The following is a 26,059-nucleotide window of genomic DNA, read 5'->3' as shown; positions in this document are numbered from 1 at the left end:
ATCAAGCAAAAGGCCCTCGGTTTCCGGGGGCCTTTTTCTATTGGATTATAGTTCTGCCCGAATGGCGGCGACAGCGCGTCCTTCGAAATCACCAAATTCCACTGCTTTGGACTGGCTGGCCCGCAGGGCATCTAGACACGCGGCATAGTCATCGACCGAAGCGGCTTGAATCGCACTCCGAATGTCGGCCTCGGAATCGCACAGGACCATCCCGGATGTGTCGAAGAAATCACCAATATTGGGACAGCCCCAATAGATCGGCACAGTCGAGCACAAAATCGCGTCTGTCAGCTTTTCCGAAAAGTAATTCCGCTCCCGCACATTCTCGATCACCACCGAATAGCGATATGGGGCCAGCCCGTCAGACTTCAAGTCAAACGGAGTATAGCCACGCCCCATAATATCGACATCTGCCCCGGATTCACGAACCCAGTCGATCACGGAATGGCGCAGCTGATGTCCTTCGAGATCACGTTTGGCCGAGGCGATCAGAGAACAGGATTTAGATTTCTCAACCAAAAGTTCTTGCCAATCAGGCACCATCGTCACGCCATAAGGCAGAAACACGGCGTTTGGGATACCTTGCAACAAAACATCATGAAAGGTCAGCACCCGGAAGAACCGCCGCCACGTATAGCGCAACATGCGATCATGTTTAGCATGGATGGCCGAAGGTTCTCCCATCATCAAAGATATCCGCGCACGTGTTCCCCGACGAAGACGCAAATGTACGGTGGAATTGGGGTACATGATCAGATGGTCCGTGTGCGCAAGATCGCCCACTTTTTTTCCGATCAGACGATCCGGGCAACCTTCGGGCCAAGTCAGTTCCGACAAAGGAACCGTGGCCAGTTTCGGCCCCAACCGATGCCCATAGGGCAGTATGGCGATTGCAGGTTCTGTCATCATCCGGCATCTGGTAAATTAACCTGACCCCGCATAAGGATATGCCCGCGACCGGCGACCTTGATGCCTGTCATCGCATCCGATGGGCCAGCTCGGGTAACAGTCGCCTGACCGGGGCGCCCCATATCATGGCCTTGCTCGGCAATAAAAACGTCCTTTGGCATCAGCCCATGTTTCCAGAGATACGCCGCCATCGCACCAGTGGCAGATCCGGTAAACGGATCCTCGGGCGGGCTGGGCGGGGCCAACAGCAATCTCGAGAATGTATCGCCTGCTTTGGTCGCGCCTTTGAGCGTTACAAGAAAAGGTTCGGCCATATCGGAGCCGGAAAAGCCCGCCTTTTCGGCAATCTCGCGCAAAGGCCTTTCGACCAGTTTTGCCGCGCGCAGGGCGTCGTGATCACGAAGAACAGTGACACAGAAGGGCAGCCCGGTAGAAACAAATTGCGGCGGCGAGATGATCGCCTCTTTGGGCAGGCTGATGGCAGAGGCGACCAGCTCGGCGGGAACATAGGCGCCGAATTGTGGTGCAATCTGCGTCATCTCGATTTCATCACCGCTGATGCAGATCGAAACGATCCCCGCGCCGGTTTCAAGCGTCAGGGTATTGCCTTGCAGCATTCCTCTGGACTGCATTGCAGCTACGGTTGCGATCGTGGGATGCCCGGCAAAGGGGATTTCGCGACTGGCCAGAAAATAACGAACCCGGAAATCGGCCACATCGGACGGGCCAGTAAAGGTGCATTCAACCAAGGACGTCTCGCGCACATAGGCCATGCAGACGTCTTCGGACAGAGCTGCCCCACCATGAACAACAGCGCACCCATTGCCACCAAAGGCGCGATCGCTGAAGGCGTCTACCCAGTCAAAGTCGAACCAATTCATGTGTCGTGCACTCCGATATTCGAACCATCATAGGTTCGACTGTCTCGCCCGACAGGCCATGGATGTCACGAGGAAAACGTACGGAGGTCGCTTTAGTGCACGGCCACCGGCGAAAAATCATGCTCGCGCGCCAGGTTAAACGCCAGCTTGCGATCAGCAACCAGTGCCAGTTGCTGGCCATCGGCATCGTGTACCGCATATAGCAGGCTCAGATCTCCGGCCTGTTCGCGAACTTCCCGAGGTAGATCGGCGACTTCAACTGTTTTGACATAGACGATCCGATCACCTTCGGCGTTGATTTCAAACGGTGTATTCATTGCTCTTACCCCTTCCTTATGTTGATCGTTTGCACCACGGTTTCGGGCACGGCGCGGGTCAGATCCACATGCAGCAGACCATTTTCAATGATCGCCTCGCCAACCTCGACCCCATCGGCCAACACGAACATGCGCTGAAACTGACGTGCCGCGATCCCACGGTGTAGAAAGATACGTCCTTCGCTGTCGTCGCGCTGACGTCCCCGGATCACCAACTGTCGATCTTCGATGGTAATCGACAGGTCCTCTTCTGCAAACCCGGCCACGGCCAGGGTAATGCGGTAGGAAAAATTCGAGGTCTGTTCAATATTATAGGGCGGATACCCTTCATTTCCGGCCTTTGCAGACCGCTCCAGAAGGCGTTCCAACTGCTCGAACCCCAAAAGATGCGGGTATGAGCCCAGAGTAAGTTTAGACACGTATTTTCGTCCTTTATTGCCAAAGCGACGTGTTGTGCGGCCCCATTCTGGCAACCGCGTATAATAGAATATGGGAATATACAGCGATGTCCACAAGGTCTGGCCGGATCAAGCCTGACACACTATCTTGTGTGACAAGCACCACAACAACTCTGAGTCGCCAATGAACGCGCCCACCGATCTTTCGATGAAAACTGATGAGGTTCTGCGGGTAGAGCTGGAAGTTTTCCGCCGTCAACACCGTGATCTTGACGAAGCAATCGAGGCGCTTCAGGCCACTGGCACCTCGGATCAACTGACGATCAAACGGTTGAAAAAGCAGAAACTGCGCCTGAAAGACATCATTCGCCTGATCGAAGACCGCCTGACCCCGGATATCATCGCCTGAGACATCTGAACCGCATTGCCACAAAGGCGGATTTGGCTATAGTTCGCGCTCTTTCGGAAGGCAGGGACGCAAGCGGATGAGCGACGTTAAAGTGGGGATCATCATGGGAAGCCAGTCAGACTGGTCCACGATGAAAGAAGCCGCAGATATTCTGGATGAGTTGGGCGTGGCCTATGAAAAACGCATCGTTTCAGCGCACCGCACCCCAGATCGCTTGTGGGACTATGGCAAGACTGCTGTCTCGCGCGGATTGCAGGTGATCATTGCAGGGGCCGGCGGGGCCGCGCATTTACCGGGTATGATGGCCTCGAAAACACGCGTTCCTGTGATCGGCGTTCCGGTGCAGACGCGGGCACTGTCTGGCGTCGATTCGCTCTATTCCATTGTTCAGATGCCCAAAGGGTTCCCGGTTGCGACTATGGCGATCGGGTCGGCAGGCGGTGCCAATGCGGGATTGATGGCCGCTGGCATTCTGGCGCTGCAGGATAACGCTCTGGCCGACCGGCTGGATGCCTGGCGCGACGCGCTATCGGCCTCAATCCCCGAAGAACCCGAGGGATGAGCCGGATCGGATTCATCGGCACGGGCCATATTGCGGCCCCGATGGTGCGTTTTTTGGCCCGTAAAGGGCACGAGATCTCCGTGACAGAACGCAATGACCAGGTTTCAACCGCGCTAAAGGCTGAACTGGGTGTGTCTGTCACGACGCCACAGGCCGTGATTGATGCATCCGAGATCGTGTTCCTGTGCCTGCGCCCACATATCGCTGCGGACGTTCTGGCCGCCTTAACGTTTCGATCCGACCATCAGATCGTCTCGGTCATGGCAGCAGTTTCGAAAGATGAACTAACCGAGCTCTGCTCTCCGGCGCCGGCAATCGTGCAAACCATTCCGCTGGGATTTTTGGAAGCCGGTGGCTGCCCGCTGGTCGCTTTCGGCAACGATCAACTGCTGGCCGATTTGTTCGCACCGGAAAACCCGGTGATCAAGGTCGCAGATGAGGCGGCACTGAACGCCCATTTCGCCATTTGCGCCATGGTTCCCGGCCTTCTGGACCTGATGGCGACCGGAGCAACTTGGCTGGGAGACACAACCGGAGACGCAGCCGGGGCCGAATTCTACACCACCCAGTTGGTATCGGGCTTTCTGCACGCGATGGATAAGAAGGCCGCAGGCCGCCTAGAGGCCGAACGCGATGCGCTGGCCACTGACGGCACGCTGAGCCTGCAAATGACACAGACCCTGCAAGATCAGGGCGCGCACAAGGTATTGCACGCAGCACTTGGCGCTATTGGCAAACGTTTGGAGAGTTGAGAATGGTGGAAATGCTCGCCCCCGGCGCGACAATCGGGATTTTGGGCGGCGGTCAACTGGGCCGTATGCTGTCCGTTGCTGCAGCCCGGCTGGGTTTTGTGTCGCATATTTATGAACCCGGTGCGACCCCGCCTGCGGGTCATGTGGCGGATCGTGTGACCACCGCCTCTTATGATGATGCCGAGGCCCTCAAGGCCTTTGCCGAAGCAGTCGATGTCATCACCTATGAGTTCGAGAACATCCCCACCGAAGCACTGGACATTCTGGAAGTCCACCGCCCCATCCGCCCGGGGCGCGAGGCGCTGCGGGTCAGTCAGGATCGACTGAACGAAAAGGCTTTCTTGCAAGGTCAGGGCCTGAATACCGCACCCTTCGCCGATATCACGGATCTGGACAGCCTGAAGGCTGCGATTGACCAGATCGGCACCCCTGCCATCCTGAAGACCCGCCGATTTGGCTATGACGGCAAGGGACAGGCCCGGCTACTCAGCCCCGATGACGCTGAAACTGCTCTGGCAGACATGGCGGGTGCGCCTGCGATCCTGGAAGGCTTTGTCGATTTCAGCCATGAGGTTTCGATCATTGCCGCGCGCGGATTGGATGGTCAGGTCGCCTGTTTCGACCCCGGTGAGAACGTGCATCGCGATGGCATTTTGCATACCACCTCCGTCCCTGCCCGCCTGCCCGCAGCAAAGCGCACAGATGCGATCCTGTTGGCGGCAAATATCCTGAACGCCTTGGACTATGTCGGCGTCATGGGGGTCGAGTTGTTCGTGACCCCGCAGGGTCTGATCGTGAACGAGATCGCACCGCGCGTGCATAACTCGGGCCATTGGACACAGAATGGCTGCGCGGTGGATCAATTCGAGCAACATATCCGTGCCGTGGCAGGCTGGCCTCTGGGCGACGGGCAGCGTCATTCAGACGTGGTGATGGAGAACCTGATCGGCGACGATATGGACCGCGTACCTGAGCTCGCGACCGAACGTGATGTTGCGCTGCATCTTTATGGCAAGGCCGAGGTGAAGGCAGGCCGCAAGATGGGTCATTTTAACCGCATCACGCGGTAAATCAGCCGACAAACCGCGCGGCGATATCCCCGGCCATATAGCTGACGCGCCCGGCAGCCAGCGTTGCCGCGACACGGTTTGTATCTGCCTCCAGAATGACCAGATCGGCACGCTGCCCGGGGGTGAGCGTGCCGCGATCTTGCAACCCAAGTACGCGGGCTGGCCCTGACGACACCAGCGCCCATGCGCCCGCCATGTCCAGAAGGCCGGATTTGGCCAGCATCAAGGCTGCCCGGCGCGGGCTGGGATAGTGATAATCCGAGGCCAGTGCATCGCACAGCCCCATCGCAATCAGGTCCAGCGCGCTAACATTCCCTTTATGCGACCCGCCGCGCACCACATTGGGCGACCCCAGGATGATGTGATCTCCGGCGGTGCGGGCGGCCTCGGCGGCTTCCAGCGTTTCGGGGAACTCTGAAATCCGCGCGCCCCGCGCGCGCCAATCGGCGCGAGTTTGGGCAGTGGCGTCATCGTGGCTGCCCATCCGGACGCCCTGCTTTGTCAAATCAGCACAGAGTATATCCAGTGCGGTAGACACCTCATCGCGGCGAGCATGCATCGACAGCAGCATTTCGAAATGCACCTCGGGATTGCGACCGGCCTTGAGCGCCTGTCCGGTCAGACGCGGGGGCTTACGCCCCTCAGCCAGACGGTCATGCGGCAGGTGGTCGTTGAACACGACATAGGGCACCCGCCAAGCCGCAATCTTTTCTGCCAGTCCGGCGTAATCGTCCAGCATATGCGTTTCAAACCGAAGCTGGGGCATCAGATCGGTGACGGTGTGGTCCTTGACTGCCGCAATGGCATCAAACACCTGCCCTGCGAACTCAGGCCCGCGCACCCCACCTTCCCAACTGTAAAACTGGGCCAGAACGGCTGTGGTGATGCCATTGGCCGCCAGTTCAGCCTCGACTGAGAGGATCCCTTCGTTCATCTGCTTCATGGCACCGCGACGGGGCGCGATGTGCCGTTCAAACCCATCACCATGCAGGTCGATAATACCGGGCAGAACCAGATATCCTGACAGGTCGATCTGCTGCCCGGCAGGGCCTGTCTGAACCACGCCATCGGCAATGGTCAGATCGACATCCGTCAGCCCCTCGCCGGGCAGAAGAACCTCTGCACCGGTCAGTGTCAGGCTTAATGCGGTCATTGCGTGGACTCCGAGTCAGGTTCCGAGCAATCCTGTCCGATGCAGATCTCGTCAATAGCTTCCATCACACCGTCAAGCCAGGTGATCTGCGGGTCGAACTGGCCGAATTCGATGAAGTGCAGGGCCTGAGCCATGACCCGCGGATTGTTCATCATAAACGTGTGGGTCACCGGCAGAACCAGGTGATCAGTCATTCCTTCGACCTTGGTGCTTTCAACCGAAACCTTACCGTCATCAGGCCCATCAATCAGTGAAGAAAACACCGGGTTTAATGAGTTCTCGCCTGCGATAACACCCAGTTCAAAATCCACCGGCGGTAGACGACCCGGGATCCCTTCGGCGCCTGTGCCCAGTTGAAGGCCCGCAGGTCCGTTGAGATAGCCGAACACCTCCCACGCGCTAAGTTCATCGACCAGTTGGCTGCCCTGATTGGGCGGCCCCAGCATGACGACACGACCCAGGTTTTCCGGGCTATGATCCTTGAGCCAATAGCGCAACAAAATGCCGCCCATCGAATGTGCCACCACATTGACAGTGTCATCGCCACAAGACGCAAAGGCATCAGGAATGGTTTGTTCGGCCAGTTCGGGAATACCGATCTCGGTCGAGGGATAGCCCGGGCGCACAACCGAATAGTCATGTGACTTGAACAGCTGCTCCATCACGGTGAAAGAGGCCTCGGTCCGCGCAAGACCATGCAACAAGACCACGCATTTCGCGCTGGCCGCGGCGGGGAGCAGAAAGAAAAGCAGGGCGATCAGAATTTTCATAAGCGCCAGATAATGCCTTAGCGCCGCTGATGAAAGCCCTACCCCCGCTGACGTCGCAGCACCGCCAGCGCAATGCCGCCCAACACCAGCGCTGCGCCAATCAAAAGCCGGGCCTCTGCTGTTTCGCTCAGCAAGAGGACACCGCCCAGAATAGCAATCACGGGCACGCTCAACTGCACTACAGCTGCAACGGTCGGAGCCAGTTGGGGCAAAACACGATACCACAACGCATATCCCAGCCCCGAAGTGACCGCCCCGGATATCGCCGACAGCAACAAACCGGTGCCCGTCATCTGCCAACCTCCGCCGAGCAGCAGCAAAGCTCCGGCCGTCACCGGAAGGGCAATGACGAAATTCGCCGCCGTACCGGCAAGCGCATTTGGCTCGGACCGTCCCGCCAGAGAATATGCTGCCCAGCCAATCCCGGCAGCGCACATCAGGGCGGCTCCGACCGGGTCCACCTGAACCGTTCCCGACGGCCAAAGCACATAGGCGAGGCCACCCAATGCAATCGCCGCCCCCAGAAGTTGCTGTCGTGTCGGTGAATTTCCAGTCACGGCAGTGGCCACGAACATCGTGATTTGCACTATCCCAAATAGGATCAAGGCGCCCAGCCCGGCATCCAGTGTAAGATAGGCGATCGAGAACCCGATCATGTAAAGCGACAAGGCGCCAGCGCCAATGAACCGGCGAGGGCTGCGCAACGGCAGGCTGCCGCCACGTATCAAAACCAGCACCGCCAGCATCAGCGCCCCTGCCAGAACGCGCATAACCGCAAACCCCGCCGGGTCGCTATCGCCGCCTTCAACGGCCATCCGGTTCAGAATGGAGTTCGCTGCAAAGGCGCACATGGTGAGGGCGGTCAGAAGGAACAGTCGCATATCAACCCGATACCGGTTTCACACCGGTTTGGGTACTCACTTTCCTGAAGGGACCGGTTAGACCGTCGACCTCGGAACAGTTTGAGCCACAGTTTCAGTCATAAGCGGCGTGCCAAAACGAAACGGGGCCGCCCGAAGGCGACCCCGTTCCTTAGCTCTGAAGCTCCCCTCTGGGCAGTTTGGCTATACTGCCAAGCGCCTGTGGGGCCGCCAGAATTCGCCTAAGCGAATTCGACGTTTTACATCATGCCGCCCATGCCGCCCATGTCGGGCATGCCGCCGCCAGCAGGTCCATCTTTCTGCGGCTTGTCCGCAACCATTGCTTCGGTAGTGATCAGCAAGCCGGCAACCGACGCTGCATCTTCCAATGCGGTACGGACAACTTTGGCCGGGTCAATCACGCCGAATGCGAACATGTCACCATATTCTTCAGTCTGCGCATTGAAGCCAAATGCCACATCGTCGCTTTCGCGAACTTTGCCCGCAACAACCGCACCGTCGACACCTGCGTTTTCAGCGATCTGGCGCAGAGGCGCTTCGATTGCCTTACGAACGATGTTGATGCCTGCGTCCTGATCAGCGTTTGCGCCTTGCAGAGTGTCCAGTGCTTTACCGGCCTGAACCAGAGCAACACCACCGCCCACGACAACGCCTTCTTGAACAGCAGCGCGGGTCGCGTTCAGAGCATCGTCCACACGGTCCTTACGCTCTTTCACTTCAACTTCGGTCATGCCGCCGACGCGGATAACAGCAACACCGCCTGCCAGTTTGGCAACACGCTCTTGCAGCTTTTCACGGTCGTAGTCCGACGAGGTTTCTTCGATCTGGGTGCGGATCTGAGCAACACGCGCTTCGATCTCGGCTTTTTCGCCAGCACCGTCGACGATGGTAGTTTCGTCTTTGGTGATTTCGATTTTCTTGGCAGTGCCCAGCATGTCCATGGTCACGGACTCAAGCTTCATGCCCAGATCTTCGCTGATGACCTGACCGCCGGTCAGGATTGCGATGTCCTGGAGCATGGCCTTACGGCGATCGCCGAAGCCCGGTGCTTTGACAGCAGCAATTTTCAGGCCGCCGCGCAGTTTGTTAACAACCAGAGTTGCCAGCGCTTCGCCTTCAACGTCTTCTGCAATGATCAGCAGCGGCTTTTGCGACTGGATCACTTGCTCGAGCAGCGGAACCATCGGCTGAAGCGAGGACAGTTTCTTTTCGTGCAACAGGATCATGCAGTCTTCGAGGTCTGCAACCATCTTGTCAGCGTTGGTGACAAAGTAAGGCGACAGGTAGCCGCGGTCGAACTGCATGCCTTCGACAACATCGGTCTGGGTTTCCAGGCCTTTGTTTTCTTCGACGGTGATAACACCTTCGTTGCCGACCTTCTGCATCGCGTCTGCGATTTGCTGGCCGATCTCGGTTTCACCGTTGGAAGAAATGGTGCCAACCTGAGCAACTTCAGCCGAGTCCTTGACTTCACGCGAGGCGTTCTTGATGCCTTCAACAACCTTGGCAGTTGCCAGGTCGATGCCGCGCTTCAGGTCCATCGGGTTCAGGCCCGCTGCAACCTGCTTCAGACCTTCTTTGACGATGGACTGAGCCAGAACGGTTGCGGTGGTGGTGCCGTCGCCGGCTTCGTCATTGGTGCGGCTGGCGACTTCTTTCACCATCTGCGCGCCCATGTTTTCGAACTTGTCTTCCAGTTCGATTTCCTTGGCAACCGAAACACCGTCTTTGGTGATGCGCGGCGCGCCGAAAGATTTGTCCAGAACCACGTTGCGGCCTTTGGGGCCCAGGGTCACTTTGACAGCGTCGGCCAGGATGTTCACACCTGCCAGCATGCGGTTACGGGCATCGGTGTCGAACTTGACGTCCTTAGCAGCCATGTCGTTTCTCCTTGAGAAAATGTATTGGGATGAAGATCAGAGGAAGCGCGTGGGCTTACTCGATGATCCCCATGATGTCGCTTTCTTTCATCATCAGCAGCTCTTCGCCGTTGACCTGAACCTCAGTGCCCGACCATTTGCCGAACAGGATCTTGTCGCCAGCTTTTACAGCCATTGCGATCAGCTCGCCACTGTCCTTGCGTGCGCCTTCGCCGGTCGCAACAACTTCGCCTTCGCTGGGCTTTTCTTTTGCGCTGTCGGGAATGATCAGACCACCAGCGGTTTTCTCATCGCTTTCGGTACGGCGAACCAACACGCGGTCATGAAGCGGTTTCAATGCCATCTTTGCAGCTCCTTGGGCTCAAAGTTTATTTATCCTCCCCTCACCTTGCGGTGAGGCGTTAGCACTCGACCCTTGCGAGTGATAACGGCGTATAGCTAGGGGGTCGAAATCCCTGAGTCAACAAGCGTGAAGAATTTTTTATCCTTGGGACTCAGTCAGGCTGATCCCAGCTATAGGCCCAGTGCTTCAGACCCTCTTGTCCGGATTCCGACAAGGCGTAGACGCCTTTTTCAATTTTGTCGAACCAGCCATAATGGTTTTCGCGCATCAGCCGGGTCGCAATCGAAACACCGGTTGCCTTAGCAACATCTGCCCCTTTTGTGGCACCACATTCTGCAAGATGCGCCGCACAGCGCAAAGCATCCTGACGATAGGCGGTGACGAGGCCGTGGCGTGTGGCGCCGCCTGCGTTCGGATCACCTTCAAGCCTGTCAAACTCGCGCAGCAGCCGCGCTGTTTTGGCCTTGTCTTTTCGCGGGGCGTAGGGTCCAGGATCACAATGCACCTCGACAACGCCATCCGCCCGAACAGTTATCAGGCCAAGGCCCAACCTTCGACATAGCGCCGTGTTGTCCTTCAACGCCCGCCTGGCCGTGCGTCCGCGGGGCTTGAGAACACAGATATAGACATTTTCAGTAACCTTCAGTCGGGTGATTGCCTGGTGAAACAGCGCCAATGAGAAACGCAACTTCAACTCTACAATCACAGGCTCTTCACCCTCACGAACAGCCATGACATCGACCGCACCGACCTCGCCTTTGACGGTATAGCCCTGACGCTCTAACAGCGCCTTGATTGGGGGGTAGAGATCCTGCTCGCGGTCCATGTGGCTCATGCTATTCGAATTACTGTGGAATGCCAGACACAGATCAGGTCAGTGTCCATCCTGGCAGGTTGAACACCGGCCTTGGCCCCGGCAAGGTCGCACCCCATATAGGGATTGATCCAACCAGGATGGTACGATGCGTTTTTTGATCTTTTTGGCTTGTCTGCTGGTACCTTTCTCGGCCCAAGCGGCCTGCGAGGGGCGCGACCTGAGGTCTGACCTAAGTCCAGAGGCGCAAGCTGATTTGCAGCAGGCTTTGGCCGACTTCCCGTACCCGGAAGGCAATCACTGGATCGCGACAAAAGGCGATACAGTTCTGCATCTGATAGGAACGCTGCACACAAACGACCCGCGTATGGACGCCGTCACAGAAAGGCTGGAACCGACACTCAGCCAGGCGGATGCGTTCTATTTCGAAGTGACCCAGGACGAAATGACTGCATTTGAACAGGAACTGGCCAAAGACCTCAGCCCTGTTCTGATCACCTCAGGTCCCACCCTGATTGAGCTGATGCCGGAAGAAGACTGGGCCGCCCTGTCCAGCGGCCTGGCAGAGCGTGGCATCCCAAGTTGGATGGCTGCAAAAATGCGCCCCTGGTTTCTGAGCATGATGCTGGGTGTCCCCCCATGCATGACCGAGAATCCGGAAGCCAGCTATGGAATGGACGCGCGCCTGACCGACATGGCCGAAGCCCATGACATCCCCCAGTACTCTTTAGAGCAGATTGACGATCTGATGGCGATGTTTGACCAGCACCCGATCGAAAAGCAGGTGCAATCACTGATCCGCATGGCCAGTGCCTTTGAAAGCAGCGAGGATCAGCTGGCGACTATGGTCAATGCCTATCTGGAAGAAAAGCACGCAGAGATCATCCAATTTGCCAGACTACAGGGGCTTGAAACATCCGGTCTGTCGCAAGAGGTTTTCGACGAAGAGTGGTCCAGTTTCGAACAGCAACTTCTAGTCGGGCGCAACAACAACTGGATGCAGCACATATTGGCCATTCAGGACCAAACGGTGGTCATTGCTGTGGGCGCCGGACATTTGGGCGATGACCATGGTCTGTTGAACCAATTGGAACAGGCTGGATACACGCTGAAACGTGCCGCTTTCTAGGCCCGGCCTTACCCTTCGTCGCTGTTTACGCAGGGGCGGGTGACAAGTGTGCCAGACCACCCTATAAGGCGCCCAAATCTACTCTCCTCAGGACGCTGAAATGACAACTCTCGTATTTGGACATAAATCCCCCGACACTGATTCCACCGGTTCGCCGATCCTGTGGTCGTGGTACATGAACGAAATCAAAGGCGAACAGGCCGAGCCTGTCCTGCTGGGCGAACCCAACACTGAAGCAGCCTTTATGCTGCAGCACTGGGACCTGCCCAAGCCGCGCATCATCACAGACGTAGAGGCTGACGCACCGGTTGTTATTGTCGACACGAACAACCCCGCCGAGCTGCCCGCCAGTATCAACGGCGCCGATATCCGCGCCATTATCGACCACCATAAACTGGTCGGCGGTCTGGAAACCAAAGGCCCGATCGACATCACCGTGCGGCCGCTGGCCTGCACCGCCACTATCATGGTTGACATGATCGGCGACGATGCCGCCAAAATGCCCGATGCCATCAAAGGCGCGGCGCTGACTTGCATCCTGTCGGACACGTTGGAATTCCGCTCGCCCACCACAACCGCGCATGACCGCGCTGTGGCCGAAAAACTGGCCGCGGATCTGGGTCTGGACGTCTCGGCCTATGCTGCAGAAATGTTCGCGGCCAAATCAGATGTGTCCTCATTCTCGGACGCCGAGCTGATCCGGATGGACAGCAAGGAATACGAAGTCGACGGCACCAAATTCCGCGTTTCGGTTCTGGAAACCACAGCACCGGGTGTCGTGCTGGACCGCAAAGACAGCCTTGCGGGCTCGATGGCCGACGTAGCCAAAGAGGACGGTGTCGATCAGGTATTGTTGTTCGTGGTCGATATTCTGAACGAAGAAGCCACCCTGCTGGTTCCCAACGATCTGGTCAAAGCCGTGGCCGAGAAAAGCTTTGGCGCTTCGGTTGATGGCGACGCGGTCGTTCTGCCCGGGATCATGAGCCGTAAGAAACAGATCATTCCGAACCTCAAGGTCTGATCCCAAAATCACCAAAGGCGCCTTGATCGGGCGCCTTTTTTTGCTAGGCATTGCCCTTACTGGCCAAACACCACACGCACTGTCTTAGGCTCAAACGACACTCTTTCCAGATCAATGGGGCCCATCATGACGCAGATCATCCACGCATTGCCCGAGGTTTCCAGCCGGTATAAGGCCCTGTTCGTCGATCTTTGGGGCTGTGTTCACAATGGCATCACCGCTTACCCCGAAGCGGTTGCGGCCCTGCAGGCCTATCGCGCGCAGGGTGGCATTGTTGTCCTGGTGACAAACTCACCCAAACCGCGTGCTGGCGTCGCTACCCAGCTGGCGCAATTCAATGTCCCAGACGACGCCTATGACACGATTGCAACCAGCGGAGATTCGGCCCGGTCGGCCATGTTCCGGGGCGCAGTGGGCGAAAAGGTCTATTTCATGGGCGAATGGCAGCGGGACGCGGGATTCTTTGAACCACTGAAGCTGTTGGACCATCCGATTCATATCGAGCGCGTGCCGCTGGCCGAGGCAGAGGGCATTGCTTGTTGCGGCCCCTTCGATCCCATGGCCGACCCGTCCGTGAACCGCGCTGATTTCCTGTACGCCAAACAAAAGGGGCTGAAGCTGCTTTGTGCCAATCCCGATATTGTGGTGGACCGCGGCGAGGTTCGGGAGTGGTGCGCTGGTGCATTGGCCAGGCTTTATACGGAAATGGGTGGCGAAAGCCTATATTTCGGAAAGCCTCATCCGCCGATCTATGATCTTGCCCGCCGCAGGTTGCAGGAACTTGGCCACGACATCCCCGATGGGGACATTCTTGTCATCGGAGACGGTCCGCACACCGACATTCTGGGGGGAATGGGTGAAGGCATTGATTCTCTTTTCATCTCGGGCGGGCTAGCCGCGGCCGAGACAAAAACCGAGGCACATCCGCATCATGAATCCCTAACTGATTATATTCAAAAGGAAAAGATAAACCCGACCTATACGATCGGCCGCCTTAGGTAGTCAAAAAAGGCTTGATTTTCTGCAGTTGCAAAGTAATAAAGTTTCCCAACAGGGGTGACTTTGATTTTTTTGTTGCCCGATGAATTCGAGTGAGGGCAACATGTTGGATAATCTTCCACGCGGCACGATCTGTATTGAAGACATCGAGATGGGCATGTCCCGTCACCTTCGCAAAGTGGTGACGGACGAGGATATCGAAATGTTCGCTCAGGTGTCGACCGACAGAAACCCCGTACATCTGGACGACAATTACGCCCGCGACACGATCTTCGAGGGGCGCATTGCGCATGGGATGCTGACCGCGGGTCTGATCTCGGCCGTGATTGGCGAGCAGTTGCCGGGCCACGGCACAGTTTACATGGGGCAGTCGCTGAAGTTTCTCGCTCCTGTTCGCCCGGGTGACATGGTCTATGCCGAGGTCAAGGTGATCGACATTGATTTTGCCAAGCGTCGGGTCAAGCTCGATTGTCACTGCGCAGTGGATGGCAAGAAGGTGCTGGTGGGCGAAGCCATGGTGCTGGCCCCGTCGCGCAAATTCGACTGAGCGTTTCCGGGGGTCTCAGACCCTTGAACAAGCGCGCCTGTCCCGCTAGGCAGTCGCTATGCGCATCATTCGTGACCTCCAATTCATCGAACCCCAAGATCGCGGCGCCAGCGTGGCGATCGGGAATTTCGACGGCGTTCATATCGGCCACCAATCTGTGATCAAACTGGCCCTCAGCGCCGTGCCGAGTGCACCTTTGGGCGTACTTACATTCGAGCCGCATCCCAGAGAATACTTCGCCCCGGACACCCCGCCCTTTCGCCTGATGCGCGGCAATGCCCGCGCGCACCGGTTAGCAAAACTGGGGGTCGAAAAGCTGTATGAGCTGCCGTTCAATGCCGCATTGGCTGGCCTGACGCCCAGGGAATTCGCCCGCAACGTAATCTGCGACGGGCTCGGCCTGTCGCATGTCGTCGTCGGTGCCGATTTCTGTTTCGGCAAAGGCCGCAGCGGCACCGCTGATGACTTGGTGCTCTTTGGGCAAGAGATGGGGTTCGGTGTCACCATCGCTCCGTTGATGGAGCGGTCCGAAAATGTCGTTTCATCCACTGCGATCCGTACTGCACTGACCGAGGGCCGCCCGCAGGATGCCGCTACCATGCTGGGTCACTGGCACCGGATCGAAGGCGAGGTGATCGGAGGCGAACAACGGGGCCGTGAACTGGGATTTCCCACAGCAAACATGTCCATTGAGGGGCTGCATCCGCCAAGATTCGGCGTCTATGCCGTTCTGGTCGATGTTCTGGATGGACCTCATCTGGGCAGCTATCAGGGCGCAGCCTCGGTTGGGACGCGACCGATGTTCAATGGTGAGGTCCCCAATATCGAAACCTTCCTGTTCGACTTCTCGGGTGACCTTTATGGCGCGACCCTGTCGGTGGGTCTGGTAGAATACCTGCGCCCCGAGATGACCTTTGACGGTCTGGACGGCCTGATCGCGCAGATGGATGCCGATTGCGACAAGGCCCGCGGCCTGCTGGCGGACCGATGACAACGGATCCGATCGACCGCACCGGCCTGGCCCCCAGGTTCTGGGAACGAAAACCGCTAACCCGCATGAACCAAGCCGAATGGGAAGCTTTGTGCGATGGCTGCGGCAAATGTTGTCTGAACAAACTGGAAGATGAAGACACCGGTGAGGTTGCCCTGACCTGCGTCGCCTGCCGTCTGTTGGATGACGAAAGTTGCCGCTGCACCCAATACGATATCCGCCACCAATTTGTGCCGGAATGTATCGTGATGACGCCGGGCAATATCAACGATCACGCCTATTGGCTGCCACAGACCTGTGCCTATCGCCTGTTGTGGGAAGGCAAACCCCTACACAATTGGCACCCCTTGATTTCTGGCACACCGGACAGCGTTCATGCCGCCGGAGTCTCGGTTCAGGGTCGGACCGTGTCCGAATTCGAAACTCCGCTGGAGGAGTGGGAAGATCATATCATCGAGGAGCCCAGCTAATGTACTTTGCCTCTGACAATTCGGGGCCGGTTCACCCGGCGGTCATGGAAGCGCTGAATGCTGCCAATCAGGGCTATCAGATGGCCTATGGAACCGACACCCTGATGAATGAGGTCCGGGATCGCATTCGCGGGGTGTTCGAGGCACCTGGCGCCGCCGTGTATCTGGTGGCCACCGGGACGGCGGCGAATTCGCTGGCGCTGGCGACGCTGGCGCAGCCGTGGGAGACGGTGTTCTGCTCACCCGTAGCACATATCCACGAGGATGAGTGCAACGCGCCCGAGTTTTACAGCGGCGCCAAGCTGACGCTGGTTCCGGGCGCGGACAAGATGGCGCCGGACGCGCTGCGTCGCTCAATTTTGGCCGAAGAAACACGCGGTGTGCATGGCCCGCAGCGCGGACCTGTATCCATTACGCAGGTGACCGAACGAGGGTCTGTTTACACCCTGTCAGAATTGCAGGCGCTCTGCGCTGTGGCCAAAGAGTATGGGCTACCAGTCCATTTGGACGGTGCGCGTTTTTCCAACGCCCTTGTTGCGTTGAACTGCTCACCCGCCGAGATGACGTGGAAAGCAGGCGTGGATGCGGTCAGTTTTGGCGGGACCAAAAACGGGCTGATGGGCGTCGAAGCCGTTGTCTTCTTTGATGAAAGCAAAGCCTGGGAATTCGAATTGCGCCGCAAGCGCGGGGCGCACCTGTTCTCCAAGCACCGCTATCTGTCCGCCCAAATGGCGGCGTATCTGCAGGATGATCTGTGGCTGACACTGGCCCTTCAGGCCAATAACAACTGCGCCCGTCTGACCGAGGGGTTGCGAGCCAAAGGTGCCTCTTTCCTGCACGCGCCGCAGGCGAATATGATTTTTGCCCAGTTTTCACGCGCCCAACACAAGCAACTGCATGCCGCAGGTGCTGTTTACCACCTGTGGGGGGCAGAGCTGGACGGGGCAGATGACAGCGAAATTCTAGCCTGTCGGCTGGTTTGTGACTGGTCCATCGAGCCTGCGCAAATTGATCGGTTCATCGCGCTCTTGTAACGACGCGCCCGAAGCTTCAGGCAGTGGCAGGCAGTCTGTTCCAAAAAGCCTCGATCAGAGCGCCGGTCTCTGTCGGGTGAGAGATCGGGGCCATATGCCCTGCCCCTTCGATCACGGCGCTTTCGGCCATTGGAAGACGGGATTTCAATCCAGAGTTTATCGCGACCATCACTGGGTGGGTGAGCGCCCCATGCAGCAGCAATACCGGCATATTGGCGTGTGCGATCCGCACGGGCCGTAGCAAACCTTTGGAATCCATTATCAGTTCGTTTTCGACCTCGGATACCAGATGAATTCCACGCACCATCCCCGCCCGTGCAGTTTCGGGCATGTCTGACCAACGCGGTCCCCTATCTCCGGCCCACAACCGGTTGAACAGCCTTGCCGCCAGAGGTTCGTCGCCTGATGCAAGCGCGTCCATACAGGGTTGGGCAACATGCGCGTATTCCGCCACAAGGTCCGGGGCATCCTGCTGTGCCACGGCAAAATACACCGGTTCGATCAGTACGACACTGCGAACCAACGCGGGATGCTCGACTGCCAGCCGCAAGGCTATCGCCGCGCCAAAGGAATGCCCGATCAGATCCATCGGCTCGGTCAGATGTTCAAGTGTGGCTTCGGTCAGCCGGTCATACAGATCCCCCTGGCGATCCCAGTCCGGGCTGCGCCCATGGGACAGCATATCCGGTGCAATAAAACTTGCCTGCCCTTTCATCGCCGCGGCTAGGCCTGCCCAGACCCCGGAATGAGCAATGGTACAATGCAAGGCCAGCACAGGGCGACCACCCTGCCCCAACTGCGTGACATGCAGGTTCTGCGCAACGGCCATTATGTTGTCCTATCCCTTCAGCCCGGCCAGATGCCTGTCCAGATCGTCCAACCTGTCTTGGCCCCAGAACCGCTGATCGTCTTCCGTTATATAGAACGGAGCTCCAAAAACTCCGCGTTCCACGGCTTCTTCCAGATTGGCGGTATAGGTCTCAGCCCCGAGCAGCAAGCCGCTATCGGCCAGATCCGGGGAAAACCCAGCGTCAGCCAGGCAAGCGCGGATCACGTCGTCCTGCGCGATGTCCTTTTCCTCGGCCCAGCAGGCGCGCACAAAGGAATGCACCAGCTGCCCCACATTCCCCGACCCGTCCTGAATGGCCGCGATAATGGCATAGGAAGACGGCGCCGCATTGGTGGGCCAATGGGCCGGTTGCAGGTTGAACGCCATACCCAGCTTTTTTGACTGTCGCTGCATTTCTTGCGTCCGGTATTCGATGCGCGAGATATGGCGGTCCTTGGGCGGAACACCTCCCGTACGTCCGAACAGGGCGACGATATCAAGCGGCTTGTAGTTGATTGTCGCACCATGTTTGGCCGCAATCTCCTCCAGGCGCAGTCCCGCCAGGTAGGTGTATGGCGAGAGTGTCGCAAAATAGTAGTCAATTTGGGCCATGTTCACTTTCTCCGCAGCGTTATCTTTGCTGGACGGTAAGGCCATGCTAAGCGGTGTCAACATCACGAATCTGTCACATTTGCCATTGCTGCCCGGGGACCTCAGCCGATGCCGACACTTCACGAACCCAAGTTAATCGCTGGGAACGCTAATCTTCCGCTTGCCGAATCCATTGCACGCCGAATGAGCCTGTATCGCGGCGTCGATCAGGGTCTGGTCGATGCCCGGGTCGAACGGTTTAACGACGGTGAAATCTTTGTCGAAGTGTTCGAGAACGTGCGCGGCGAAGATATGTTCATCGTCCAGCCCACCTCGAACCCGGCCAATGACAATCTGATGGAGCTGCTCATCATTGCTGATGCGCTGCGCCGTTCGTCGGCCCAACGGATTACCGCCGTGATCCCCTATTTCGGCTATGCCCGCCAGGACCGCCGCACCAAGGCCCGCACACCGATCAGCGCCAAGCTGGTGGCCAACATGCTGACTGGCGCCGGGATCGAGCGCATCCTGACCATGGATCTGCACGCAGCGCAGATTCAGGGGTTCTTCGACATGCCTGTCGACAACCTTTATGCCTCGCCGATCTTTGCGCTGGATGTGAAACATCAGTTCAAGGACAGCCTCGACGAGATTATGGTCGTTTCGCCCGATGTGGGCGGCGTGGCCCGGGCGCGCGAGTTGGCCAAGCGGATCAACGCCCCGCTGTCGATCGTGGACAAACGCCGCGAAAAAGCCGGCGAAGTCGCTGAGATGACCGTAATTGGCGATGTCAGAGACAAGATCTGTTTGATCGTGGACGACATGTGCGACACGGCCGGTACTCTGTGCAAAGCGGCGCAAGTACTGCTGGATAATGGTGCGAAAGAAGTTCATTCCTACATCACACACGGCGTCATGAGCGGCCCTGCGGTCGAACGCGTGACCAATTCGGTGATGAAATCTCTGGTGCTGACCGACACGATCCAGCCGACAGAAGAAATAACCAAGGCCAAGAACATCCGCATCGTGCCCACAGCCCCGATCTTTACGCAGGCTATCCTGAATATCTGGAACGGCACCAGTGTATCGTCACTGTTCGAGGATAAGACCCTGACGCCGATCTACGAGTCGATGTATCATAGGGATTGATCGAACGCGGCGGCCCGGGGGCCGCCTCTTTTCTTTCTGCAATACAGGTCGGAGTTTACCGTGACAGCCTCAAAACGCATTGTTCTATCCAGCGACCACGCAGCTATCGAATTACGCCAGGCGGTTGCCTCTCATATTGCGGCCCAGGGATGGGACGTCGTCGATATCGGCCCCAAGACACCTGAGAGCACCCATTACCCTGTTCATGGCAAGGCCGCCGCCCAAGCAGTGGCTTCCGGGGATTGTCAGCTTGGCATCGTTCTGTGTGGAACGGGTCAAGGTATCATGATGGCGGCCAACAAGGTCCCCGGCATTCGCTGCGGTGTCTGCTCGGATGCCTTTTCCGCACGCATGATCCGCCAGCATAACGACGCCAACATGCTGTCTGTCGGCGCCCGGGTCGTGGGTGAGGGTCAGGCGCTGGATATAGTGGATGCGTTCCTGTCAGCCGAATTCGAAGGCGGACGGCATGCACACCGGGTCGCCATGATAGAGGCATCGGACGAGTCTTAAACCCAAGGCTGGCTTCACAGAATATCCCAGTCATCCTCATGTGGCACCTCGCCGAACGCTGTCCAAGATATTCGGATGCGCGCGATGCGGGTATCCGACCAGGTACGGAACACCGCAGCAAATCCCTCGGGCGTGATGTCCTCGGCCTTGACCTCGGCGCGCAATGCCGAAGATGTATCAACATCCCACAGTGACACGCTGATCTGTACAACAGGCGCGGAACGGAATGGCTGGCTGAATTCTATGTCCGAGCGTCGTTCGCGCGGCCCCTCGCCTGTCCACATGTCACCGCCATCTGCGAAGTCGGAGAACAGCACAACTTCGCCTTGGTCGATTCCAATCGGATGGGTACTAAAAGTCTGCATTTTGTCGTCTTTTATAAAGAATTACGGAACCTTAGACCGCCCTTCATCCAAAATCACCACAAAAAAACGGCCCCGCACAGGCAGGGCCGTTTCTAAATCTACATGTCCTGAAACTTACAGGCTCATATGTGTCCCAAGAGCTTCCATATCGGCCAGCAGCTTGGCCGCATCGTCGACGACTGATTGATCGTCGCCGCCTTTGGCCGCGTCATGCGACGCACGTGCCTCGGCGATCAGATCGTCCAGATGCGCGCGGGTCACTTCAGAGACCGGAATGGCCTTTTCGGCCAGAACCGACATGCTGTCGCCATTGATCTGGGCAAACCCGCCGGTGACCAGGTATTCGCTGGACCCTTCGGGTGCCTCGACCTTTAGCAGACCGGGGCGCAACGTGGTGATGGTGGGGGCATGATCGGGCATCGCCGTCATGTCCCCGTCCGCGCCGGGAAGCTGGACCGCAGTCACCGCGAGCGAAGCAAGGCTCCGCTCGGGGCTGACGAGGTCAAAGTGCATCGTGTTTGCCATCAGGTGTGCTCCTTAGGCGGCTTCTGCGGCCATCTTTTCCGCTTTGGCGATCACTTCATCGATGCCGCCAACCATCAGGAAGGCTGCCTCGGGCAGGTGATCGTATTCGCCGGCCACAACGGCCTTGAACGACGCGATGGTGACATCCAGAGGAACCTGAACACCAGGCGAGCCAGTGAAGACTTCGGCCACGTCAAACGGCTGCGACAGGAAGCGTTCAATCTTACGGGCACGGGCCACGGTCAGTTTGTCTTCTTCCGACAGTTCGTCCATGCCGAGGATCGCGATGATGTCCTGCAGCGACTTATAGCGCTGGAGGATCTGCTGAACGTCAGTCGCAACGGTATAATGCTCTTCACCGACGATGGCCGGGTCGAGAAGACGCGAGGTCGAGTCGAGCGGGTCAACGGCAGGGTAGATACCCTTTTCTGAAATCGCACGGTTCAGAACGGTGGTCGCATCCAAGTGTGCGAACGAGGTGGCCGGCGCAGGGTCGGTCAAGTCATCCGCAGGAACATATACGGCCTGAACCGAGGTGATCGACCCGGATTTGGTCGAGGTGATGCGTTCCTGCATCGCGCCCATGTCGGTCGCCAGTGTCGGCTGATAGCCCACCGCCGAAGGAATACGACCCAGCAGAGCCGAAACCTCGGAACCCGCCTGCGTAAAGCGGAAGATGTTGTCGACAAAGAACAGAACGTCGGCACCGGTTGCATCACGGAACTGTTCCGCCAGGGTCAGACCCGACAGAGCGATCCGCATACGGGCTCCCGGAGGCTCGTTCATCTGGCCGTAAACCAGCGCGATTTTCGAATCTTCCAGCTTGTCGGGAACGATAACGCCGGATTCAATCATCTCGTGATACAGGTCGTTGCCTTCACGGGTCCGCTCACCAACACCGGCGAACACGGACACGCCAGAGTGCACTTTGGCGATGTTGTTGATCAGTTCCATGATCAGAACAGTTTTGCCAACACCGGCGCCGCCGAACAGGCCGATCTTACCGCCTTTGGCGTAAGGGGCCAGCAGGTCAACAACCTTGATGCCGGTCACCAGAACTTCGGATTCAGTGGCCTGATCCGCGAAATCCGGCGCGTCCTGGTGGATGGAGCGCGTTTCGGTGGTTTCCACGGGACCTTTTTCGTCGATGGGCTCGCCCACAACGTTCAGGATACGGCCCAGGGTGGCGTTGCCGACCGGAACCGCGATGGGTGCGCCGGTGTCCGTGACTTCGGCACCACGTACAAGACCTTCTGTCGCGTCCATCGCAATGGTGCGGACAGTGTTTTCGCCCAGGTGCTGTGCCACTTCCAAAACCAGCTTCTTGCCGTTGTTGGTGGTGTCCAGCGCGTTCAGAATTTCAGGCAGTGCGTCATCGAACTGCACGTCGACGACGGCCCCGATAATCTGAGTGACTTTGCCTTTTGCATTCGCCATGTTTCGTCTCCGGTTTGTCTCTACAGCGCTTCGGCGCCGGAAATAATTTCAATCAGCTCGTTGGTGATCACGGCCTGACGCGAACGGTTGAACTGGATCGTCAGCTTGTCGATCATCTCACCCGCGTTGCGTGTCGCGTTGTCCATCGCAGACATCCGTGCACCCTGTTCCGAGGCCCCGTTTTCGAGCAGCCCCGAGAAGATCGCAGTCGCAACCGCCTTGGGCAGCAGATCGGCCAGGATGGCCTCTTCGCTGGGCTCGTAATCAAAGACCGCGCCGCTGTCGTCCCCTTCGACATCCTCAAACGAGGCAGGGATGATCTGCTGTGCCGTCGGGATCTGGCTTACGACGTTGACGAACTTCGAGTAGAAGATCGTGGCAACGTCAAACTCACCCGCGTCGAAACGGGACAGAACGTCCTTCGCAATGTCCTGCGCGTTGGTGTAACCCAGCCGCTTGACCTCGCTCAGGTCGACATGTCCAACGAACAGATCGCCATAGTCGCGCTTGATTGCGTCGCGACCTTTCTTGCCGACGGTCAGAATTTTGACCGTCTTGCCCTTGGCCTTCAGCTCATATGCTTTGGCGCGGGCCAGCTTGGCGATGTTCGAATTGAAGCCGCCACACAGGCCGCGTTCAGCTGTCATGACAACCAGCAGATGGACATCATCACTGCCCGTACCCCGGAGCAGCTTGGGGGCGCTGTCACTGCCCCCGACCGATGCCGCCAGCCCCGCCATCACGGCATTGAACCGTGCGGCATAGGGGCGCGAGGCTTCGGCAGATTCCTGGGCGCGGCGCAGTTTTGCGGCCGCGACCATCTGCATGGCCTTGGTGATCTTGCGGGTCGATTTGACCGACTCGATCCTGTTTTTTAGATCCTTAAGATTTGGCATGTGCCCGCCTCTCCCTTAAGCGAAGGTTGCGGCGTATTCGTCCAGCGCAGCCTTGATCTTGTCGGAAGCATCACCCTTGATCTTGGGATCTTCGTCCGTGATCCACTGAAGCAGATCCGCGTGCTTGCCACGCAGATGCGCCAGCAGGCCAGCTTCATAGCGGCCAACATCGGTGACGTCGATCTTGTCGAGGTAACCGTTGGTTCCGGCGAAGATGACGCAAACGATTTCAGCGTTGGTCAGCGGTGAGTACTGCGGCTGTTTCATCAGCTCGGTCAGACGCGCACCACGGTTCAGCAGCTGCTGGGTTGCGGCGTCAAGGTCGGAACCGAACTGCGCGAAGGCAGCCATTTCACGGTACTGAGCCAGTTCCAGCTTAACCGGGCCGGCAACCGACTTCATCGAGTTGGTTTGAGCCGAGGAGCCCACACGCGAAACCGACAGACCGGTGTTCACAGCAGGACGGATACCCTGATAGAACAGCTCGGTTTCCAGGAAGATCTGGCCGTCGGTGATCGAGATCACGTTGGTCGGAATAAACGCCGAAACGTCGCCACCCTGGGTTTCGATAACCGGCAGAGCCGTCAGCGAGCCCGCGCCAAAATCTTCGTTCAACTTCGCCGAACGCTCCAGCAGGCGGGAGTGGAGGTAGAAAACGTCGCCAGGATAGGCTTCACGTCCGGGCGGACGACGCAGCAGCAGCGACATCTGACGATAGGACACGGCCTGTTTCGACAGGTCATCATAGATGATCAGCGCGTGGCGGCCATTGTCACGGAAGAACTCAGCCATCGCGGTCGCGGCATAGGGTGCCAGGAACTGCATCGGCGCCGGATCGGACGCGGTTGCGGCCACAACGATCGAATATTCAATCGCACCGGATTCTTCCAGTTTCTTCACCAGCTGAGCAACGGTCGAACGCTTTTGGCCGATGGCCACATAAACGCAGTACAGCTTCTTGGACTCGTCGTCGCCTGCTGCTTCGTTGTACACTTTCTGGTTCAGGATCGCGTCTAGAGCAACGGCAGTTTTACCGGTCTGACGGTCACCAATGATCAACTCTCGCTGGCCACGGCCAATCGGGATCATCGCGTCGACCGATTTCAGGCCGGTTGCCATCGGCTCGTGAACCGATTTACGCGGGATGATGCCCGGCGCTTTGACGTCTGCAACGCCGCGCTCGGTGGATTCGATCGGGCCCTTGCCGTCCAGCGGGTTGCCCAGGCCGTCAACAACACGACCCAGCAGACCGTTGCCGATTGGCACGTCCACGATCGAGTTGGTGCGCTTAACAGTGTCACCTTCTTTGATGTCACGGTCAGAACCAAAGATAACAACACCGACGTTGTCGCTTTCCAGGTTCAGCGCCATGCCCATGATGCCACCGGGGAATTCGACCATCTCACCGGCTTGCACATTGTCCAGGCCGTATACACGGGCAATCCCGTCACCGACGCTCAGCACGCGACCGATTTCGGCCACTTCGGCTTCCTGACCAAAATTCTTGATCTGGTCCTTCAGGATTGCAGAAATCTCTGCAGCTTGGATTCCCATTTATCCGACCTCTTTCATTGCATTCTGTAGGGAGTTGAGCTTGGAGCGGATCGAGCTGTCGATCATCTTCGAGCCCACTTTAACGACAAGACCGCCGATGAGGCTTTCATCAACGGTCGCATTTATTGTCACGGTCTTGCCCACACGCTCGGACAGCGTTTTGGACAGTTTATCCATCTGTGTCTTAGTCAGCGCCTTGGCCGAGGCGACATCGGCGGTCACTTCGCCACGCTCTTCGGCCAGCATGTCGCGCAGAACCTGCACCAGTTGCGGCACAACGAACAGACGGCGTTTCTGCGCCATCAGACCCAGCGTGTTGCGCAGGATGGCGTTCAGACCCATCTTGTCGGCAATCGCTGTAATCGCGCCTTCTTGTTCAGCGCGCGAAACCAGAGGCGAGGCGATCAGGTCGCGCAGATCGGCACTGTCACCCAATGCTGCTGCCAGATCGTTGATTCCGGTTTCCAGACCTGCCAGGTCTTTATTCTCTTTAGCGATCTCAAAAATCGCTGTGGCATAGCGCTCGGCGATGCCTGTGGAAATCGAAGCTGGTTCGGACACGTCCACCCTTCCGATATTTTGGGCCCCGAATTCGCGTTGCGGCAGCTACCCGGGGGCGTGAAGAAACCCCGTCCATAAGGCCGGGGATCAAAATCAACGGGGATGTAGCAGAGGTAAACCCAGCTAGCAACATATTATCACCATGGGCGCCTTATCCACAAAGCGTTCTATTTCAGATACTTAGCTTGGGTGCGACCCTTTTATACGGCTGATGAGGGTGAAAAATGTTACCAAACCGCAAGGTTTTGCGATTCCTGCAGCCATTTTCGCGTGTTTCGGCCTTATGATGGAAGCTAGTACCGGCGTTGC

General features: G+C 57.8%; 31 protein-coding genes. 13 read left to right on the top strand and 18 right to left on the bottom strand.

The annotated features are described in order from the left end of the window. Positions 1–45: 45 nt before the first annotated feature. From AC2FH2_RS08455 to AC2FH2_RS08440, 4 genes are all read right to left on the bottom strand, one after another. Positions 46–906, bottom strand: a complete 861-nt coding sequence (locus tag AC2FH2_RS08455) for a hypothetical protein (protein WP_496823306.1) — start codon at positions 904–906, stop codon at positions 46–48. Then, positions 906–1,790 (bottom strand): PhzF family phenazine biosynthesis protein, encoded by an 885-nt coding sequence (locus AC2FH2_RS08450; protein WP_142636545.1) that lies wholly within the window; start codon positions 1,788–1,790, stop codon positions 906–908. The genes AC2FH2_RS08455 and AC2FH2_RS08450 overlap by 1 nt, the downstream gene beginning before the upstream one ends. A gap of 92 nt (positions 1,791–1,882) precedes the next feature. Next, on the bottom strand, positions 1,883–2,107 hold the full coding sequence (locus AC2FH2_RS08445) for a DUF1150 family protein (RefSeq protein ID WP_142636543.1): 225 nt from the start codon (positions 2,105–2,107) through the stop codon (positions 1,883–1,885). Between the two features lie 5 nt (positions 2,108–2,112). After that, positions 2,113–2,526, bottom strand: coding sequence for an Hsp20 family protein (locus tag AC2FH2_RS08440; RefSeq protein ID WP_142636541.1), 414 nt, complete (start codon positions 2,524–2,526; stop codon positions 2,113–2,115). Between the two features lie 163 nt (positions 2,527–2,689). On the opposite strand from AC2FH2_RS08440, the gene AC2FH2_RS08435 reads away from it, so the two are divergent. From AC2FH2_RS08435 to AC2FH2_RS08420, 4 genes are all read left to right on the top strand, one after another. Then, positions 2,690–2,914 (top strand): YdcH family protein, encoded by a 225-nt coding sequence (locus tag AC2FH2_RS08435; RefSeq protein ID WP_037308505.1) that lies wholly within the window; start codon positions 2,690–2,692, stop codon positions 2,912–2,914. A gap of 76 nt (positions 2,915–2,990) precedes the next feature. Further along, positions 2,991–3,476 carry a 5-(carboxyamino)imidazole ribonucleotide mutase gene (gene purE / locus AC2FH2_RS08430; RefSeq protein WP_271949196.1) on the top strand — a complete coding sequence of 162 codons (486 nt, stop codon included), beginning with the start codon at positions 2,991–2,993 and terminating at the stop codon, positions 3,474–3,476. Beyond that, positions 3,473–4,228 carry an NAD(P)-binding domain-containing protein gene (locus AC2FH2_RS08425; protein ID WP_496677633.1) on the top strand — a complete coding sequence of 252 codons (756 nt, stop codon included), beginning with the start codon at positions 3,473–3,475 and terminating at the stop codon, positions 4,226–4,228. The genes purE and AC2FH2_RS08425 overlap by 4 nt, the downstream gene beginning before the upstream one ends. Before the next feature lie 2 nt (positions 4,229–4,230). Next, positions 4,231–5,298 (top strand): 5-(carboxyamino)imidazole ribonucleotide synthase, encoded by a 1,068-nt coding sequence (locus AC2FH2_RS08420; protein WP_271949191.1) that lies wholly within the window; start codon positions 4,231–4,233, stop codon positions 5,296–5,298. A 1-nt stretch (position 5,299) separates the two neighbouring features. On the opposite strand, the gene AC2FH2_RS08415 is transcribed toward AC2FH2_RS08420, so the two are convergent. The 6 genes from AC2FH2_RS08415 to AC2FH2_RS08390 all read right to left on the bottom strand — a co-directional run bounded on the left by AC2FH2_RS08415 (position 5,300) and on the right by AC2FH2_RS08390 (position 11,151). Next, a complete protein-coding gene (locus AC2FH2_RS08415; RefSeq protein ID WP_496823305.1) occupies positions 5,300–6,451 on the bottom strand; it encodes an alpha-D-ribose 1-methylphosphonate 5-triphosphate diphosphatase in 1,152 nt (383 codons plus the stop codon). Beyond that, complete coding sequence (locus AC2FH2_RS08410; protein WP_496750298.1) at positions 6,448–7,221, bottom strand: alpha/beta fold hydrolase; 774 nt, start codon at positions 7,219–7,221, stop codon at positions 6,448–6,450. The genes AC2FH2_RS08415 and AC2FH2_RS08410 overlap by 4 nt, the downstream gene beginning before the upstream one ends. Positions 7,222–7,259: 38 nt before the next feature. Next, complete coding sequence (locus AC2FH2_RS08405; RefSeq protein ID WP_496677628.1) at positions 7,260–8,102, bottom strand: DMT family transporter; 843 nt, start codon at positions 8,100–8,102, stop codon at positions 7,260–7,262. Between the two features lie 239 nt (positions 8,103–8,341). Then, positions 8,342–9,982: a chaperonin GroEL gene (gene groL / locus AC2FH2_RS08400; protein ID WP_142636527.1), complete on the bottom strand. Its 1,641-nt coding sequence runs from the start codon at positions 9,980–9,982 to the stop codon at positions 8,342–8,344. A 55-nt stretch (positions 9,983–10,037) separates the two neighbouring features. Next, on the bottom strand, positions 10,038–10,325 hold the full coding sequence (locus AC2FH2_RS08395) for a co-chaperone GroES (protein WP_120632017.1): 288 nt from the start codon (positions 10,323–10,325) through the stop codon (positions 10,038–10,040). 151 nt (positions 10,326–10,476) lie between these two features. Beyond that, entirely contained in the window at positions 10,477–11,151 is a 675-nt protein-coding gene (locus AC2FH2_RS08390) for a DUF2161 domain-containing phosphodiesterase (protein WP_282021525.1), read from the bottom strand. Positions 11,152–11,287: 136 nt separating this feature from the next. On the opposite strand from AC2FH2_RS08390, the gene AC2FH2_RS08385 reads away from it, so the two are divergent. From AC2FH2_RS08385 to AC2FH2_RS08355, 7 genes are all read left to right on the top strand, one after another. Further along, positions 11,288–12,268 (top strand): TraB/GumN family protein, encoded by a 981-nt coding sequence (locus tag AC2FH2_RS08385; protein WP_271949178.1) that lies wholly within the window; start codon positions 11,288–11,290, stop codon positions 12,266–12,268. A 100-nt stretch (positions 12,269–12,368) separates the two neighbouring features. After that, the gene (locus AC2FH2_RS08380) at positions 12,369–13,289 is read left to right on the top strand and encodes a manganese-dependent inorganic pyrophosphatase (RefSeq protein ID WP_271949176.1); all 921 of its coding nucleotides are present in this window, start codon (positions 12,369–12,371) and stop codon (positions 13,287–13,289) included. Between the two features lie 126 nt (positions 13,290–13,415). After that, positions 13,416–14,291, top strand: a complete 876-nt coding sequence (locus AC2FH2_RS08375; protein ID WP_142636518.1) for an HAD family hydrolase — start codon at positions 13,416–13,418, stop codon at positions 14,289–14,291. Between the two features lie 100 nt (positions 14,292–14,391). Then, entirely contained in the window at positions 14,392–14,835 is a 444-nt protein-coding gene (locus AC2FH2_RS08370) for a MaoC family dehydratase (RefSeq protein WP_142636516.1), read from the top strand. Between the two features lie 58 nt (positions 14,836–14,893). Next, positions 14,894–15,826 (top strand): bifunctional riboflavin kinase/FAD synthetase, encoded by a 933-nt coding sequence (locus tag AC2FH2_RS08365; RefSeq protein ID WP_496823304.1) that lies wholly within the window; start codon positions 14,894–14,896, stop codon positions 15,824–15,826. Continuing rightward, positions 15,823–16,296, top strand: coding sequence for a YcgN family cysteine cluster protein (locus AC2FH2_RS08360; protein ID WP_282021529.1), 474 nt, complete (start codon positions 15,823–15,825; stop codon positions 16,294–16,296). The genes AC2FH2_RS08365 and AC2FH2_RS08360 overlap by 4 nt, the downstream gene beginning before the upstream one ends. Further along, positions 16,296–17,330 (top strand): threonine aldolase family protein, encoded by a 1,035-nt coding sequence (locus AC2FH2_RS08355; protein WP_496823303.1) that lies wholly within the window; start codon positions 16,296–16,298, stop codon positions 17,328–17,330. Before AC2FH2_RS08360 ends, AC2FH2_RS08355 begins: the two co-directional genes overlap by 1 nt. A 16-nt stretch (positions 17,331–17,346) precedes the next feature. On the opposite strand, the gene AC2FH2_RS08350 is transcribed toward AC2FH2_RS08355, so the two are convergent. Together AC2FH2_RS08350 and AC2FH2_RS08345 are read right to left on the bottom strand one after the other, a co-directional pair. Then, the gene (locus tag AC2FH2_RS08350; protein WP_496823302.1) at positions 17,347–18,159 is read right to left on the bottom strand and encodes an alpha/beta fold hydrolase; all 813 of its coding nucleotides are present in this window, start codon (positions 18,157–18,159) and stop codon (positions 17,347–17,349) included. 9 nt (positions 18,160–18,168) lie between these two features. Further along, positions 18,169–18,771: a 2-hydroxychromene-2-carboxylate isomerase gene (locus AC2FH2_RS08345; RefSeq protein ID WP_496712665.1), complete on the bottom strand. Its 603-nt coding sequence runs from the start codon at positions 18,769–18,771 to the stop codon at positions 18,169–18,171. Between the two features lie 108 nt (positions 18,772–18,879). On the opposite strand from AC2FH2_RS08345, the gene AC2FH2_RS08340 reads away from it, so the two are divergent. Continuing rightward, positions 18,880–19,899, top strand: coding sequence for a ribose-phosphate pyrophosphokinase (locus tag AC2FH2_RS08340; protein ID WP_142636504.1), 1,020 nt, complete (start codon positions 18,880–18,882; stop codon positions 19,897–19,899). Between the two features lie 60 nt (positions 19,900–19,959). Then, positions 19,960–20,412, top strand: coding sequence for a ribose 5-phosphate isomerase B (gene rpiB / locus AC2FH2_RS08335; RefSeq protein WP_142636502.1), 453 nt, complete (start codon positions 19,960–19,962; stop codon positions 20,410–20,412). Between the two features lie 14 nt (positions 20,413–20,426). Here the strand turns inward: rpiB and AC2FH2_RS08330 are convergent, their stop codons facing one another. The 6 genes from AC2FH2_RS08330 to AC2FH2_RS08305 form a co-directional block, all read right to left on the bottom strand. Continuing rightward, positions 20,427–20,777, bottom strand: coding sequence for an H-type lectin domain-containing protein (locus AC2FH2_RS08330; protein ID WP_142636499.1), 351 nt, complete (start codon positions 20,775–20,777; stop codon positions 20,427–20,429). Between the two features lie 114 nt (positions 20,778–20,891). After that, positions 20,892–21,302: a F0F1 ATP synthase subunit epsilon gene (locus tag AC2FH2_RS08325; RefSeq protein WP_142636498.1), complete on the bottom strand. Its 411-nt coding sequence runs from the start codon at positions 21,300–21,302 to the stop codon at positions 20,892–20,894. A 12-nt stretch (positions 21,303–21,314) separates the two neighbouring features. Further along, entirely contained in the window at positions 21,315–22,739 is a 1,425-nt protein-coding gene (gene atpD, locus AC2FH2_RS08320; RefSeq protein ID WP_142636495.1) for a F0F1 ATP synthase subunit beta, read from the bottom strand. A 20-nt stretch (positions 22,740–22,759) separates the two neighbouring features. Beyond that, complete coding sequence (locus tag AC2FH2_RS08315) at positions 22,760–23,635, bottom strand: F0F1 ATP synthase subunit gamma (protein ID WP_281994983.1); 876 nt, start codon at positions 23,633–23,635, stop codon at positions 22,760–22,762. Between the two features lie 15 nt (positions 23,636–23,650). Further along, positions 23,651–25,189, bottom strand: coding sequence for a F0F1 ATP synthase subunit alpha (gene atpA, locus AC2FH2_RS08310; RefSeq protein WP_142636491.1), 1,539 nt, complete (start codon positions 25,187–25,189; stop codon positions 23,651–23,653). Further along, positions 25,190–25,750 (bottom strand): F0F1 ATP synthase subunit delta, encoded by a 561-nt coding sequence (locus AC2FH2_RS08305; protein WP_142636489.1) that lies wholly within the window; start codon positions 25,748–25,750, stop codon positions 25,190–25,192. Positions 25,751–26,059: the final 309 nt, after the last annotated feature.

Source organism: Ruegeria sp. YTSA105, assembly GCF_059610225.1.
Note: the sequence above shows the minus strand (reverse complement) of the source record. Positions and strands in the feature narration are given on the sequence as shown.